The sequence below is a fragment of the Terrabacter sp. 01T434 genome (genome assembly GCF_056398545.1).
The window spans coordinates 638676-652217 of the sequence record NZ_JBFTPP010000001.1 but is presented as its reverse complement, the minus strand read 5'-3'; the positions used below and the strand labels follow the sequence as shown (position 1 = coordinate 652217).

At 68.8% G+C, this 13542-nt stretch carries 15 protein-coding genes; 1 reads left to right on the top strand and 14 read right to left on the bottom strand.

Translation table 11 applies throughout. The features are described from left to right. Positions 1–45: 45 nt before the first annotated feature. On the top strand, positions 46–690 hold the full coding sequence (locus tag AC1DIW_RS03110; RefSeq protein WP_478106417.1) for a cob(I)yrinic acid a,c-diamide adenosyltransferase: 645 nt from the start codon (positions 46–48) through the stop codon (positions 688–690). Between the two features lie 80 nt (positions 691–770). Here AC1DIW_RS03110 and AC1DIW_RS03105 read toward each other — a convergent pair whose 3' ends face one another. From AC1DIW_RS03105 to AC1DIW_RS03040, 14 genes are all read right to left on the bottom strand, one after another. Further along, positions 771–1208 (bottom strand): DUF2550 domain-containing protein, encoded by a 438-nt coding sequence (locus AC1DIW_RS03105; RefSeq protein WP_478106416.1) that lies wholly within the window; start codon positions 1206–1208, stop codon positions 771–773. A 7-nt stretch (positions 1209–1215) separates the two neighbouring features. Next, positions 1216–1491 carry a F0F1 ATP synthase subunit epsilon gene (locus AC1DIW_RS03100; protein WP_344255666.1) on the bottom strand — a complete coding sequence of 92 codons (276 nt, stop codon included), beginning with the start codon at positions 1489–1491 and terminating at the stop codon, positions 1216–1218. A gap of 126 nt (positions 1492–1617) precedes the next feature. Further along, positions 1618–3048 (bottom strand): NAD(P)/FAD-dependent oxidoreductase, encoded by a 1431-nt coding sequence (locus tag AC1DIW_RS03095; RefSeq protein ID WP_478106415.1) that lies wholly within the window; start codon positions 3046–3048, stop codon positions 1618–1620. A 128-nt stretch (positions 3049–3176) separates the two neighbouring features. Next, the gene (atpD, locus tag AC1DIW_RS03090; protein ID WP_442280504.1) at positions 3177–4637 is read right to left on the bottom strand and encodes a F0F1 ATP synthase subunit beta; all 1461 of its coding nucleotides are present in this window, start codon (positions 4635–4637) and stop codon (positions 3177–3179) included. 30 nt (positions 4638–4667) lie between these two features. Next, entirely contained in the window at positions 4668–5606 is a 939-nt protein-coding gene (locus tag AC1DIW_RS03085; RefSeq protein ID WP_442280503.1) for a F0F1 ATP synthase subunit gamma, read from the bottom strand. A 150-nt stretch (positions 5607–5756) separates the two neighbouring features. Next, on the bottom strand, positions 5757–7388 hold the full coding sequence (gene atpA, locus AC1DIW_RS03080) for a F0F1 ATP synthase subunit alpha (RefSeq protein WP_442280502.1): 1632 nt from the start codon (positions 7386–7388) through the stop codon (positions 5757–5759). 73 nt (positions 7389–7461) lie between these two features. Next, positions 7462–8274, bottom strand: coding sequence for a F0F1 ATP synthase subunit delta (locus AC1DIW_RS03075; protein WP_442280501.1), 813 nt, complete (start codon positions 8272–8274; stop codon positions 7462–7464). Then, positions 8274–8852 (bottom strand): F0F1 ATP synthase subunit B, encoded by a 579-nt coding sequence (locus tag AC1DIW_RS03070; protein WP_442280500.1) that lies wholly within the window; start codon positions 8850–8852, stop codon positions 8274–8276. Before AC1DIW_RS03070 ends, AC1DIW_RS03075 begins: the two co-directional genes overlap by 1 nt. Positions 8853–8908: 56 nt before the next feature. Further along, positions 8909–9118 carry an ATP synthase F0 subunit C gene (gene atpE, locus AC1DIW_RS03065; protein ID WP_020142944.1) on the bottom strand — a complete coding sequence of 70 codons (210 nt, stop codon included), beginning with the start codon at positions 9116–9118 and terminating at the stop codon, positions 8909–8911. 127 nt (positions 9119–9245) lie between these two features. Beyond that, positions 9246–10028, bottom strand: a complete 783-nt coding sequence (atpB, locus tag AC1DIW_RS03060) for a F0F1 ATP synthase subunit A (RefSeq protein ID WP_442280499.1) — start codon at positions 10026–10028, stop codon at positions 9246–9248. Between the two features lie 151 nt (positions 10029–10179). Beyond that, on the bottom strand, positions 10180–10473 hold the full coding sequence (locus AC1DIW_RS03055; RefSeq protein WP_478106414.1) for an AtpZ/AtpI family protein: 294 nt from the start codon (positions 10471–10473) through the stop codon (positions 10180–10182). A gap of 14 nt (positions 10474–10487) precedes the next feature. Further along, on the bottom strand, positions 10488–10961 hold the full coding sequence (locus AC1DIW_RS03050) for a Cg1360 family ATP-synthase-associated protein (protein ID WP_442280497.1): 474 nt from the start codon (positions 10959–10961) through the stop codon (positions 10488–10490). 143 nt (positions 10962–11104) lie between these two features. After that, entirely contained in the window at positions 11105–12202 is a 1098-nt protein-coding gene (locus AC1DIW_RS03045) for a glycosyltransferase family 4 protein (RefSeq protein ID WP_478106413.1), read from the bottom strand. A 44-nt stretch (positions 12203–12246) separates the two neighbouring features. Next, positions 12247–13524 carry a serine hydroxymethyltransferase gene (locus AC1DIW_RS03040; RefSeq protein ID WP_442280495.1) on the bottom strand — a complete coding sequence of 426 codons (1278 nt, stop codon included), beginning with the start codon at positions 13522–13524 and terminating at the stop codon, positions 12247–12249. Between the last annotated feature and the right edge of the window lie 18 nt (positions 13525–13542).

Here is a 13542-nt window from a genome sequence, read left to right as displayed (position 1 = left end):
CCGGGCGGCCGCTGGACTCCGCGGGGAGGGTGAGAGAGTGGGCCCATGGTCAACCTGACGAGGATCTACACGCGCACCGGCGACGACGGCACGACGAGCCTCGGCGACTTCTCACGGGTCAGCAAGAACGACGCCCGGTTGCACGCGTACGCCGACTCCAACGAGGCCAACGCCGCCATCGGCATCGCAGTGGCCTGCGGCGACCTGCCGGACGAGGTGACGGCCACCCTGCAGCGGGTGCAGAACGAGCTCTTCGACGTCGGGGCCGACCTGTCGACCCCGTTGCGCCACAGCTACGACTACCCCCCGCTCCGCGTCGAGCAGCCGTGGATCGACGACCTCGAGAAGGACTGCGACCACTACCTCGACCAGGTCGAGAAGCTGCGCTCGTTCATCCTGCCCGGCGGCACGCCCGGCTCGGCGTACCTGCACCTCGCGACGACCATCGTGCGGCGGGCCGAGCGGTCCGCGTGGGCGGCCGTCGACCAGCACGGCACCGCACCGGCCGCCGAGGGCACCGATGCCCGCGCGGTCGGTGGTGTCAACGTGCTGACGGCGAAGTACCTCAACCGCCTGTCCGACCTGCTGTTCATCCTGGCCCGCATCGCCAACAAGCGCATCGGCGGCGACGTGCTGTGGCAGCCCGGCGGCGGCAGGGTCGAGAAGCCCGAGCGCGCCAAGCGACACTGACCCGGCGGACGCGGCATACGGCACACGGCGGCCAGACTCTCGCGCCCGATCTGGAGACGTCGGGGCCCCCGTCCACGGCGTCAGGCGACGTTGACGTTGTAGCCGGGAGGCGAGGCCTCCTGCCACGACCGCAGCGCGGTGTAGGCAGGACCCTGCAGCGCCAGCTCGAAGTCGCTGTCGCCGTCGCTGCACGGCACCCGACTCGCGCCCGGGAGCAACGGGATCGAGTCGCCGCCGCGCAGCAGCTCGGGGACGTCGAGCAGGAGGCGCTGGCGCAGCCAGCGGTGCTTCGGACGCACGGAGACGCCCCCGAGGGAGTACCACTCGAGGGCGTTGTCGCCGAACCTGATGAGCCCCAGGCGCCAGCGGTCGGACTGCGACCGGCGCATGCCGCACAAGGTGAGGGGCAGGCCCTTGGCGATGTAGCGACGACGGAGGAAGGTCGTCGCAAGGACGACCACCGCGACCACCACCAGCGTGCCGACCACGACCTCGGTGGAGACGAGAGCGGACGGCACGCGAAGCTCAGTTCGTTTGCAGTGACGAGGCGTCGACGTGCTCGGCCACGATCGTCACCACGTCGGAGTCGACCGAGAGGAACCCGCCGTCCACCGTCACGGTGCGACGCTCGCCCTCGAGCGACTCGATGGCGACCTCACCCTCGACGAGGACGCCGAGCAGCGGCGCATGGCCGGGCAGGATGCCCAGCTCGCCCGAGATGGACCGAGCGCGTACGAACTTGGCCTCGCCCTCCCAGACCTTGCGGTCGGCGGCAACCATCTCAACCTTGAGCGAACTCACGTTTCCTCCGGATCATGGGGTGTGTACTGCAGTTTAGTGCCTCCGCGCCGGTGCTCCTGACGCGCGGGAGGCGTATGCCCTCGGCCAGCTCCCCGGGCAGGAGCCGGGGGTCGCGATCGGCTGCGGTCAGTCGATCGTGGACGCATCCGTCGCCGGCTCGTCCGCGCCCGGCTGCTCCCGCTGCCGGTCCTTCGCGAGGCGCGGGAGCTCCGGGCTGAAGTCCGAGCCGAGGTCGGAGATCGCCTGTCTGGCGAACACCTGCTGCTCGGTGACCACACGCTCCGAGCGGCCCCGACCGATGAAGGTGACGACCCAGTGCAACAGCGTCGTGATGCGGTTCTTGAAGCCGATGATGTAGACGAGGTGGACCGCCAGCCAGAGGATCCAGGCGAAGAACCCGCTGAACTGCGCCTTCCCTACCGACGCCACGGCCGAGAACCGCGAGATCGTCGCCATCGAGCCCTTGTCGAAGTACGTGAACGGCCCTTGCGGCTCTCGCCCCTCGAGCCCGCGCACGATCTGCTCCGCGGCGTAGCGCCCACCCTGGATGGCGACCTGCGCGACGCCGGGCAGTCCCTTCAGGGCCATCATGTCGCCGACGACGTGGACCTCGGGGTGGCCCGGGAGGGTGAGGTCGTCCTGCACCTCGATGCGACCGGCCCGGTCGAGCCGGGCGCCCGTCTGGTCGGCGAGCTGGCGACCGAGCGGCGAGGCGCTGACGCCTGCCGCCCACACCTTGCAGACGGACTCGATGCGCTCGCGCCCACCGTCACCGAGCTCCACCTCGATGCCGGTGGAGTCGACGTCGACGACCTTGGCGCCGAGGCGCACCTCGACCCCCATGTCGGTCAGGCGCTTGACGGCCCGGTCGCCGAGCTTCTCCCCGAACGAGCCGAGCACCGCCGGCGCGGCGTCGAGCAGGATGATGCGCGCCTTCGTGGGGTCGATGCGCCGGAAGTCTCGCTTGAGGGTGCGCCGGGCCAGCTCGGAGATCTGACCCGCCATCTCGACGCCGGTCGGGCCCGCGCCGACGACGACGAACGTCATGAGCCGGTCGATCTCGGCCTGGCTGGACGCGAGCTCGGCGAGCTCGAACGAACCGAAGATGCGGCCACGCAGCTCGAGGGCGTCGTCGATCGACTTCATGCCGGGGGCGTGCCGCGCGAACTCGTCGTGGCCGAACCAGGACTGGCCGGCGCCGGCGGCGACGATGAGCGAGTCGTAGGGCGTGACGGTCTCGCGCCCGACGGCGTTGTGCGTCACCGTGCGCGCCGCGAGGTCGATCTGCGTCACGTCGCCGAGCAGCACCTTGGCGTTGCGCTGACGGTGCAGCACCTCGCGCGTCGCCGGGGCGATCTCACCCTCGGAGAGGATGCCGGTCGCCACCTGGTAGAGCAACGGCTGGAAGAGGTGGTGGGTCGTGCGTGCGATCAGGGTCACGTCGACGTCGGCCCCCTTCAGCTTCTGCGTGCTGAACAGTCCCCCGAAGCCCGATCCGATCACCACGACACGATGACGTGCCGAGGTCGGCTGGGTGGGCTGGATGGGCTGGTTCATGACGGCGGCTCCTCGCTGCTCGACGGTACTCGTCAACTCCTACAACACGACAGCGCCGGCATCCCTTTCGGGACACCGGCGCTGGCTCATGTCTGCTCGGTCACAGTGGCGGCAGAGCGGTGCGGACCTCAGAGGTTCTTCTGGATCTCCGCCCACTGGCGCTCGACGTCGTCGAGGCCACCGCACATGAAGAACGCCTGCTCGGCGACGTGGTCGTACTCGCCGTCAGCGATCTTCGTGAACGCCTCGATGGTGTCCTTCAGGGGCACGGTCGAGCCCTCGATGCCGGTGAACTGCTTGGCGACGTAGGTGTTCTGCGACAGGAAGCGCTGGATGCGACGGGCGCGGTTGACGAGGATCTTGTCCTCTTCGGAGAGCTCGTCGATACCGAGGATCGCGATGATGTCCTGCAGCTCCTTGTTGCGCTGGAGGATCGACCGGATCCGCACCGCGGTGCTGTAGTGGTCCTGGGCGACGTACCGCGGGTCGAGGATTCGCGAGGTCGAGGACAGTGGGTCGACGGCGGGGTAGATACCCATCGACGCGATGTCACGCGAGAGCTCGGTCGTCGCGTCGAGGTGCGCGAACGTCGTGGCCGGGGCCGGGTCGGTGTAGTCGTCGGCCGGCACGTAGATCGCCTGCATCGAGGTGATCGAGTGACCGCGGGTCGACGTGATGCGCTCCTGGAGCGTGCCCATCTCGTCTGCCAGGGTGGGCTGGTAACCCACGGCGGACGGCATACGGCCGAGGAGGGTCGAGACCTCCGAGCCGGCCTGCGTGAAGCGGAAGATGTTGTCGATGAAGAGGAGCACGTCCTGCTTCTGGACGTCGCGGAAGTACTCCGCCATCGTCAGCGCCGACAGGGCGACACGCAGACGCGTGCCCGGCGGCTCGTCCATCTGGCCGAACACGAGGGCGGTCTGTCCGAGGACGCCCGCCTCCTCCATCTCGACCATGAGGTCGTTGCCCTCACGGGTGCGCTCACCGACGCCGGCGAACACCGACACACCACCGTGGTCACGGGCGACACGGGCGATCATCTCCTGGATGAGCACCGTCTTGCCGACACCGGCACCACCGAAGAGGCCGATCTTGCCACCCTGGACGTACGGGGTCATCAGGTCGATGACCTTGATACCCGTCTCGAACATCGTGGTCTTGGACTCGAGCTGGTCGAAGGCCGGAGCCTTGCGGTGGATGCCCCAGCGCTCCTTGACCTCGAGGGTCTCGCCCTCCTTGAGGTTCATGCACTCACCGGTGGTGTTGAACACCTTGCCGAGCGTCACGTCGCCCACGGGGACGGTGATCGGGCCACCGGTGTCCTGCACGGCCGAACCCCGCACGAGGCCGTCGGTCGGCTGGAGCGAGATGGCGCGCACCATGTTGTCGCCGATGTGCTGGGCGACCTCGAGGTTGAGGCGCTTGGTCTCCCCGGCGAGGGTCACCTCGGTCGTGAGCAGGTTGTACTGCTCGGGCATGGCCTCGACGGGGAACTCCACGTCGACGACCGGGCCGATGATCCGCGAGACGCGGCCGACGCCGCCCGCGGGCGGGGCCGTCCAGCCGGTGTCACTGACGGTTGCAGTCATGGTTGTTGACTTCCTTACCTTCTGGGCGGGTTACTTCTTGGCGTCGGCGAGGGCGTTCGCGCCGCCCACGATTTCGCTGATCTCTTGGGTGATGCCGGCCTGACGTGCCTGGTTCGCGAGGCGCTCGTACTTCTTGATGAGCTCGGTCGCGTTGTCGGTGGCTGACTTCATCGCCCGCTGGCGGGCGGCGAGCTCGGAGGCCGCCGAGCTGAGCAGCGCGGTGAAGATGCGGTTGCGGACGTACTTAGGCAGGAGCAGGTCGAGCACCTCGGAGGCGTTCGGCTCGAAGGAGTACTCGGGCGGGATCTGGCCCTCTTCGTAGTGGTGCACGCTGAGGTCGAGCCCCTCGTCGTCGCCGGCCTCGTCGGCCTCGACGACCTCGAGGGGAAGCAGGCGCAGCACGTGCGGGTCCTGTCGGACCATCGAGCGGAAGCGCGTGAAGACGACGTGGATCTCGTCGTTGCCACCCTCCTCGGTGTCCTTGAGGAAGTCGGCCGTGATGCGGTCGGCGATCTCCTTGGCGTTCTCGAACGTCGGTGCGTCCGAGAAGCCGGTCCACTCGGCGGCGTAGTCGCGCTTGCGGAACTTGTAGTAGCTCACGGCCTTGCGACCGACGAGGTAGGGCACGACCTCCTTGCCCTCGGCGGTCAGCTTGGAGATGAGCTCCGCGCTCTCCTTGATCGCCGCGACGGAGTAGGCACCGGCAAGTCCGCGGTCCGCCGTGATGATGACGACGCCGGCCCGCTTCGCGGTCTCCTTCGCCGTCGTCAACGGGTGGTCCTCGTTCGTGTTCGTCGCCACGGCGGACACGGCGCGCGTCAGTGCGGTCGTGTACGGCATCGCCTCGGTCGCCCGCTGGCGAGCCTTGACGACGCGTGCGGCGGCGATCAGCTCCATCGCGTTGGTGATCTTCTTGATGGAGTTGACGGACTTGATGCGCTGGCGGTAGATCCGCATCTGCGCTCCCATGTGCTCCGCCTCTCTTGGTCTGATGAAAGTCTGTGGTTACCTGCAGGGTCACGACATCGCGTATGCCGTGTGGGCAGCCACGCCCCCGAGCACCCTCCGAGCCACGCGGGCATTCGGGGGGCACTCGGGGGGCGCAGCCCCCCCGAGCGTTTACTTCTGCTTGACGATCTTTGCCTGGGTGATCTGGTCGTCGGCGATCTCGTCGAACTCCTCGTTGCCGGCCTCGAGGCCGTCGCGACCGGTGCCGCGGAAGGTCGACTTGACGTCGTCGACGACCTTCGTCAGGGCCGTCTCGGTGTCCTCGTCGAGCTTGAGGGTCTCGCGGATCGTCTGGAGGATCGAGCCGTCGCGGCGCAGCGTCTCGAGCAGCTCCTGCTCGAAGTTGCGGACGTCCTCGACGGCGATGTCGTCGAGCTTGCCGGTGGTGCCGGTCCAGATCGAGACGACCTGCTCCTCGACGGGGTACGGCGAGCTCTGCGGCTGCTTGAGCAGCTCGACGAGGCGCGCACCACGGGCGAGCTGGGCTCGCGAGGCGGGGTCGAGGTCGGAGGCGAACATGGCGAACGCCTCCATGGCGCGGAACTGCGCGAGGTCGAGCTTGAGTCGCCCGGCGACCGACTTCATCGCCTTGATCTGCGCGGCACCGCCGACTCGGGAGACCGACACACCCACGTCGATGGCCGGACGCACGTTGGCGTTGAACAGGTCGGCCTGGAGGTAGATCTGGCCGTCCGTGATCGAGATGACGTTGGTCGGGATGTACGCCGAGACGTCGCCGGCCTTGGTCTCGATGATCGGCAGACCCGTCATGGAGCCGTGGCCGAGGTCGTCGGAGAGCTTCGCGCAACGCTCGAGGAGCCGCGAGTGCAGGTAGAAGACGTCGCCCGGGTAGGCCTCGCGGCCCGGCGGGCGGCGCAGCAGCAGTGACACGGCGCGGTAGGCCTCGGCCTGCTTGCTCAGGTCGTCGAAGACGATGAGCACGTGCTTGCCCTGGTACATCCAGTGCTGGCCGATGGCCGAGCCGGTGTAGGGCGCGAGGTACTTGAAGCCGGCCGAGTCAGACGCCGGCGAGGCGACGATCGTGGTGTACTCCAGCGCACCGGCCTCGGCCAGGGTGCTGCGGACCGACGCGATGGTCGAGCCCTTCTGGCCGATGGCGACGTAGATGCAGCGGACCTGGGCGTCGGGGTCGCCGGACTCCCAGTTGCGCTTCTGGTTGATGATCGTGTCGATCGCGACCGTCGTCTTGCCGGTCTGGCGGTCGCCGATGATGAGCTGGCGCTGGCCGCGCCCGATCGGCGTCATGGCGTCGACGGACTTGATGCCGGTCTGCAGCGGCTCGTGCACCGACTTGCGCTGGACGACCGTGGGCGCCTGCAGCTCGAGGGCACGACGCTGCTCGGCCTTGATCTCGCCGAGACCGTCGATCGGGTTGCCGAGCGGGTCGACGACGCGACCGAGGAAGTCGTCGCCGACCGGGACCGAGAGGACCTCGCCCGTACGCTTGACGACCTGGCCCTCCTCGATGCCGGCGAAGTCACCGAGGACGACGACGCCGATCTCGTGGACGTCGAGGTTCAGGGCGAGGCCGAGCGTGCCGTCCTCGAACTGGAGCAGCTCGTTGGTCATGGCCGAGGGAAGACCCTCGACGTGAGCGATGCCGTCACCGGCGTCGGTGACGCGGCCGACCTCTTCGCGGGAGGCCGTGCCGGGCTCGTAGGACTGGACGAACGAGTCCAGTGCGTCGCGGATCTCCTCCGGACGGATCGAAAGCTCCGTCATGTCAGATCTTCTCCTCGGTTTCGACCCGCATGACGGGCCGGTGGTTGTTCACAGCTGGTGGGTGGGCGGTGCCTCAGGCACCCATGGCGCGGCGCGCCGCGTCGAGCTTGCGGATGACGGTGCCGTCGATGACCTCGTCACCGATCTCGACCTTGACCCCGCCCATGACCCGGGGGTCCACGACGGTGTTGACGTGGACCGTGCCGCCGTAGACGGTGGCGAGGCCGGCGGCGAGCCGGCGGCGGTCCTCGTCGGAGAGCGGCACGGCCGAGGTGACGGTGGCCGTCTGCTGCTGGCGGCGGTGCGAGGCCGTGTCGAGGTAGCCCTCGACCGTCCGGTCGAACCGGCGACCCCGCGGGGCGCGCACGGCCTGGCGGACGAGCCCGAGGGTCTCCGGGGCGACCTTGTCGCGCAACAGCGACTCGACGAGCGCGGTGCGCCGGTCGTCGGAAGCCTGCGTGTCGGTCAGCGCAGAGCGCAGTCCGGCGTCGGCCGCGACGATCCGCTCGAAGCGGAAGAGCTCGTCCTCGACCTGGTCGGCACGCCCCTCGGCCTCGGCCTGGGCGATGACGGCCTCGACGGCATACGCCTCGATCGTGTCGGTGAGGTCACGCTCGGAGGTCCACCGCTGCGTGAAGACGCCCTTGAGGACGACGAGCGTCTCGGCGCTCACCTTGCCCGCGAAGAGCCGCTCGGCGAGCTGCGCCTTGTCCGCGCCCTCACGTGAGGTGTCGGCCGCAGCACGGCGCAGGGCCGTGCTGCCGTCGAGGAGTCCGACGACCGCGAAGAGCTCCTCGGCCAACCGTGAGCGGTCGGCACCGGCGGCAAGCGCACCGGTGAACGCATCGCGGCTCGCGGCCGCTGCTGCGCGTGAGGATCCCTGCATCAGCGGTCCCCGACCTTCTCACGGACGACGTCGCCCGACTCGAGCTCGGCGAGGAAGCGCTCGACGATGCCCTTCTGACGGGTCTCGTCGTGCAGCGACTCGCCGACGATGCGGCTCGCGAGGTCGGTGGAGATGCGGCCCACGTCCGCGCGGAGCGACACGACCGCCTGCTGGCGCTCGGCGTCGATCTGCTTGTGCGCGGTCTCGGTGATGCGCGCGGCCTCGGAAGCCGCGTGCTCACGCATCTCGGCGATGATCTGCGCACCCTGGGCCTTGGCGTCCTCACGGATGCGGGCGGCCTCGGAGCGGGCCTCGACGAGCTGGGCCTGGTACTGCTCGAGCGCGGCCTGGGCCTGGGCCTGGGCCTCCTCCGCCTTGTTCATCCCACCCTCGATGGCAGCGGTGCGCTCGGCATAGATCTGCTCGAGCCGCGGCACGACCGCCTTGGCCACGATGAAGTAGAGGATCGCGAAGCACGCGAGGCCGAAGAAGAACTCCAGCGGGTGCGGGATGATCGGTGCCGCGGTGGCCCAGAAGCCGCCTTCGCCGCCCTCGGCGGTCACGGTCACTGCTTGCATGCGGGTCTCCTAGAGAGAATGACGAACGGTGCTTCGAGCTGCCCCGGGAGGGGGCGTCAGCCCTTGAAGACGAACGCGAGAGCGATACCGAAGATGGCGAGCGCCTCGGTGATGGCCATGCCCAGGAAGGCGATCGGCTGCAGCATGCCGCGGGCCTCGGGCTGACGGGCGACGCCGTTGATGTAGGCGGCGAAGATCAGACCGACACCGATACCGGGGCCGATGGCGGAGAGGCCGTAACCGAGGATGGCGATGTTGCCAGTCATGTGTAATCCATTCCTTCTTGTCTTGTCCGGCTGGCGGTTACCAGACGGGCGGGGGCGAAGCTGGTTGGTGGTGCTCGTGCGGGTGGTGCAGTCGTGCAGTCGTGGTGCGCGCCGGGCGCGCGGGGGCTCAGTGCTCGTCGGCGACGGCACCGGCGATGTAGAGCGCGGCGAGCAGCGTGAAGACGTAGGCCTGCAGGAACTCGACGAGGATCTCGAAGAGCGTCATCACGAAGGCGAAGATCCAGGTGACGCCACCGGCGATGACGAGGATGCCGCCGGAGGTCAGCATGTACCAGCCGCCGGTGATGAACAGCACCATGAGGATGTGGCCGGCGAACATGTTGCCGAAGAGTCGCAGCGCGAGCGTGACCGGACGCGTGAAGAGGTCGGTGATCAGCTCGAGGAAGAAGATCGGGACGATCATGCCCTTGGGCAGGCCCGAGGGGACGAGTGACTTCCAGTAGCCGATGAAGCCGTGCTTCTTCATGCCGACGACGTGGAAGACGATCCAGACGATCAGGGCCAGGGCGATCGGGAAGCCGATGCGGCTCATCGTCGGGTAGCTCATGGGCGGGATGACGCCGAAGAGGTTGTTGCCGAGGATCAGCACGAACATCGTGAAGAGCAGCGGCACGAACCGCATGAACTCGTGGCTGCCGATGAGGTCCTTGGCGACGCCGTTGCGGACCAGGCCGTAGACGGCCTCGGTTCCCATCTGCCCCCGGCTCGGGACGAGGGCCCGCTTGCGGGTCGTGATCAGCAGCCAGGCCGCGATGAGGATCAGCGAGAGGGCCATGAGCAGCATCGGGCGGGTGATCGCCCAAGGGCCGTCAGTGCCGAAGAGGGGCTGCCAGAACTCCCCCACGCCGGGGGCGGTGTAGTCCGTCGGGGCGGCGGCCACGATGCTCACGGGTTGCTCCTTGGTAGGTTCTGGGCGCTTGGGCTGACGACGGACGTCAGCGGTGGGGGTTCGGTGCTCGGGTGCGTGGATCCGCAGGTGCGCGGGTCAGCGGGTGGTGCGCCGGTGGGCGGCACGAGGGCTGTCAGGCTCGCGGGCTGGCTCAATGGGTACCGTATCGGAACCAGATGAGGTAGAGCGACAGGGCCATCCCACCGACGATCCCCGCCCCGACGAGCCACGACGTCCCCAGCAGGTGGTCCGCGATGGCCCCGAGTCCCCCGTAGATCAAGGGTCCGGTCAGCAGGTAGGCGACCGCTCGCCAGGCGGAGTCCTGCTCGCGGATGTTGAACGCGCGCAGCTCTTCCGCCTTGTCCGCCTCCGAGGGCTCGCTCGGCTGGGCGGGCTCGGTCGCCCGAGTGGGCTCGTCGGGCTCGGGCGTCGAGGGTGTGGTCATGTCCACCTCCGGTCTCACGGCTCATCACGCGGCTCCCGGTCGGGCTTCGCGTCCAGCGAGGCGGCGCCGTCGGGGTCGTACGCGAAGATCCGCAGTCGCTTGTAGGCGCGCATCTCGAAGAAGAGCCACACGACGGCGCAGACGGTGACGGACACCCCGATCGCGTAGCCGGAGGCCCACGTGACGTCGCGCAGGGCGAACATGACGATGCCGAGCACCAGCACCTTGAAGGTGTAGGTGGCCATGACGATCATCATGGTCGTCGTCGGCGGCAGGTCGGCCGTGCGCTTCATGACGAGGAGCGTCAGGCTGAAGAAGAAGATGACGATGGCGGCGCCGAGCGCTGCGGACCACGCGGCCTTGGGGCTCGAGAACAACCCGACGACGACGCAGACGAGACCGGCAGCGGCCGTCGGGAGCAGTGAGCCCCGGAGGAGCTGCGCGAAGGCATCCGACTGGGATGCGTCGCGTGCCGGTGTGGCGCTCAAGGAAACCTGCCTGGTGCGTCGAGAGGCGTGGTGCGGGCGGGGCGGGAGCAGGTCCGGACCTGGTTCGGATCGGCTCTGTTCAGAAGGAGATCGGGCGCCTGCGACGGTCTTCTCAGACTCCCCTCAGGCGCTTGTGAATGCTATCACAAGCGTTCGGAAGGCCTCCACCGCGGCAGCCACACGGTGAGCACGACACCCATCGCGGCGGCCACCCCCACGACCGCGACGGGACGGGGTCCGTCCCAGATGACGAAGGACACCGAACCGAGGGCCACGATGGCGGCCCAGAGGTAGAGGATGAGCACGGCCCGGCGGTGGCCGTGGCCGATGCGCAGCATGCGGTGGTGCAGATGCATCGCGTCGGGCTGCCACGGGCGCTGGCCCGCCCGGGTGCGGCGGACGACGGCGAGCACCATGTCGAGGAACGGCAGCAGCAGGACGGCCAGCGGCACGAGGATCGGCAGGAATGCTGCCGACACCGCGTTGTCGCTGATCTGTCCGGGATCGACGTTGCCCGTCAGGGTGATGGTCGCCGCCGACAGGAGAAGTCCCAGGGTCAGCGCCCCGGAGTCGCCCATGAAGAGCCGGGCGGGATGGAAGTTGTGCGGCAGGAACCCGGCGCAGCACCCGACGAGCGCGGCGCAGATGAACGTGGACGTCGAGAACACGTTGGCCGGCACGAAGGAGCGGGACACGAGGTAGCTGTAGATGAAGAAGGCGAACGCCGCTATGCCGACGACGCCGGCGGCGAGCCCGTCGAGGCCGTCGATGAAGTTGACGGCGTTCGTGGACGCGATGACGACGAGCACCGTGAAGAGCACCAGCACCGGGGTCGGCAGGATCGTCGTGCCGAAGATCGGCAGTGAGAGCAGCTGCACGCCGGTATAGGCCATCAGACCCGCGGCGAGCATCTGCCCGGCCAGCTTGGTCAGCCAGTCGAGCTCGCGGATGTCGTCGAAGGCACCGAGCAGGCAGACGATGCCGCCCGCAGCGATGACCCCGAGGATGCGCCGGTCGGAGAAGAGCGTGCCGAGGTAGGGCAGCGCGCGCGCCACGAGGGCCGCGGCCACGAAGCCGATGTAGATGCCCACTCCCCCGAGCCGCGGGATGGGCGTCTTGTGGACGTCCCGCTCACGGACGGCCGTGAACGCGCCCGTCGCGACGGCGACGCTGCGCACGAAGGGTGTGGCGAGGTACGTGACCGCAGCGGCCACGATGAGGACGAGGACGTACTCGTGCACCTACCGACCTTCGCTCGGACGCCGACGCTGGCGAGTGGGCTGACTCAGCGAGGGTATGCCGGAAAGCGCGTCACGAGATCGGTGACCTCGGCACGCACCTGCTTGCTGACCGCGTGGTCCGGGTCGGCGTCACCCGTGGTGACGGCCTGGTGGATGAGCAGGGCGATCTGCTTCATCTCCTCCAGGCCCATGCCCTGGGTGGTGACCGACGGCGTGCCCACGCGGATGCCGGAGGCGATGTTGGGCTTCTGCGGGTCGAACGGGATGGCGTTCTTGTTGAGCACGATGCCGGCCGCGTCGGCCCGCTCCTCGGCCTCCTTGCCGGTGACGCCGACGCCCTGCAGGTCGAGGAGCGACAGGTGGGTGTCGGTGCCCCCGGTCGTCGGCCGGATGCCCATCTCGAACAGGCTCGCCGCGAGCTGCTGGCTGTTGGCGATGACGTCCTTCGCGTACTGCGCGTACTCGGGGGTGGCGGCCTCCTTGAAGTTGACCGCCTTGGCCGCGATGGTGTGCATCTGCGGGCCGCCCTGCATCATCGGGAAGATCGCCTTGTCCATGGCGGCGGCGTGCTCGGCCTTGCACACGAGGGCGCCGGAGCGCGGGCCGCGCAGCACCTTGTGGGTCGTGAAGGTCACGACGTCGGCGTACGGCACCGGCGACGGGATGGCCTTGCCGGCGACGAGGCCGATGAAGTGGGCCGCGTCGACCCAGAGGATCGCGCCGACCTCGTCGGCGATGGCCCGGAAGCGCTGGAAGTCGATGAGCCGCGGGATGGCGGAGCCGCCGGCACAGATGACCTTCGGGCGGTGCTCGCGGGCGAGCGCCTCCACCTGGTCGTAGTCGATGTCCTCGGTCTGCTTGTCGACGCCGTAGTGGACGGCGTTGAACCACTTGCCGGAGAAGGAGACCTTCGTGCCGTGCGTGAGGTGGCCGCCCATGGGCAGAGCCATGGCGAGGATCGTGTCGCCGGGCGACATGAAGGCGCCGTAGACGGCCTGGTTGGCGCTCGCACCCGAGTGGGCCTGGACGTTGGCGTGGTCGGCGCCGAAGAGCGCCTTGGCCCGCTCGATCGCGATGGTCTCGGCCTTGTCGACCTCGGAACAGCCGCCGTAGTAGCGACGGCCGGGGTAGCCCTCGGCGTACTTGTTGGACAGCGTCGACCCCAGCGCCGTCAGCACGGCCGGCGAGCTGAGGTTCTCGCTCGCGATGAGCTGCAGACCGCCGCGGATGCGGTCGAGCTCGGACAGCAGCACCCCCGCGATGTCGGGGTCGAAGGACTGCAGGGCACCGAAGTCGGAGCCGTAGAACGTGTCGTCAGCCATGGAAGTTCTCCGGGTGGG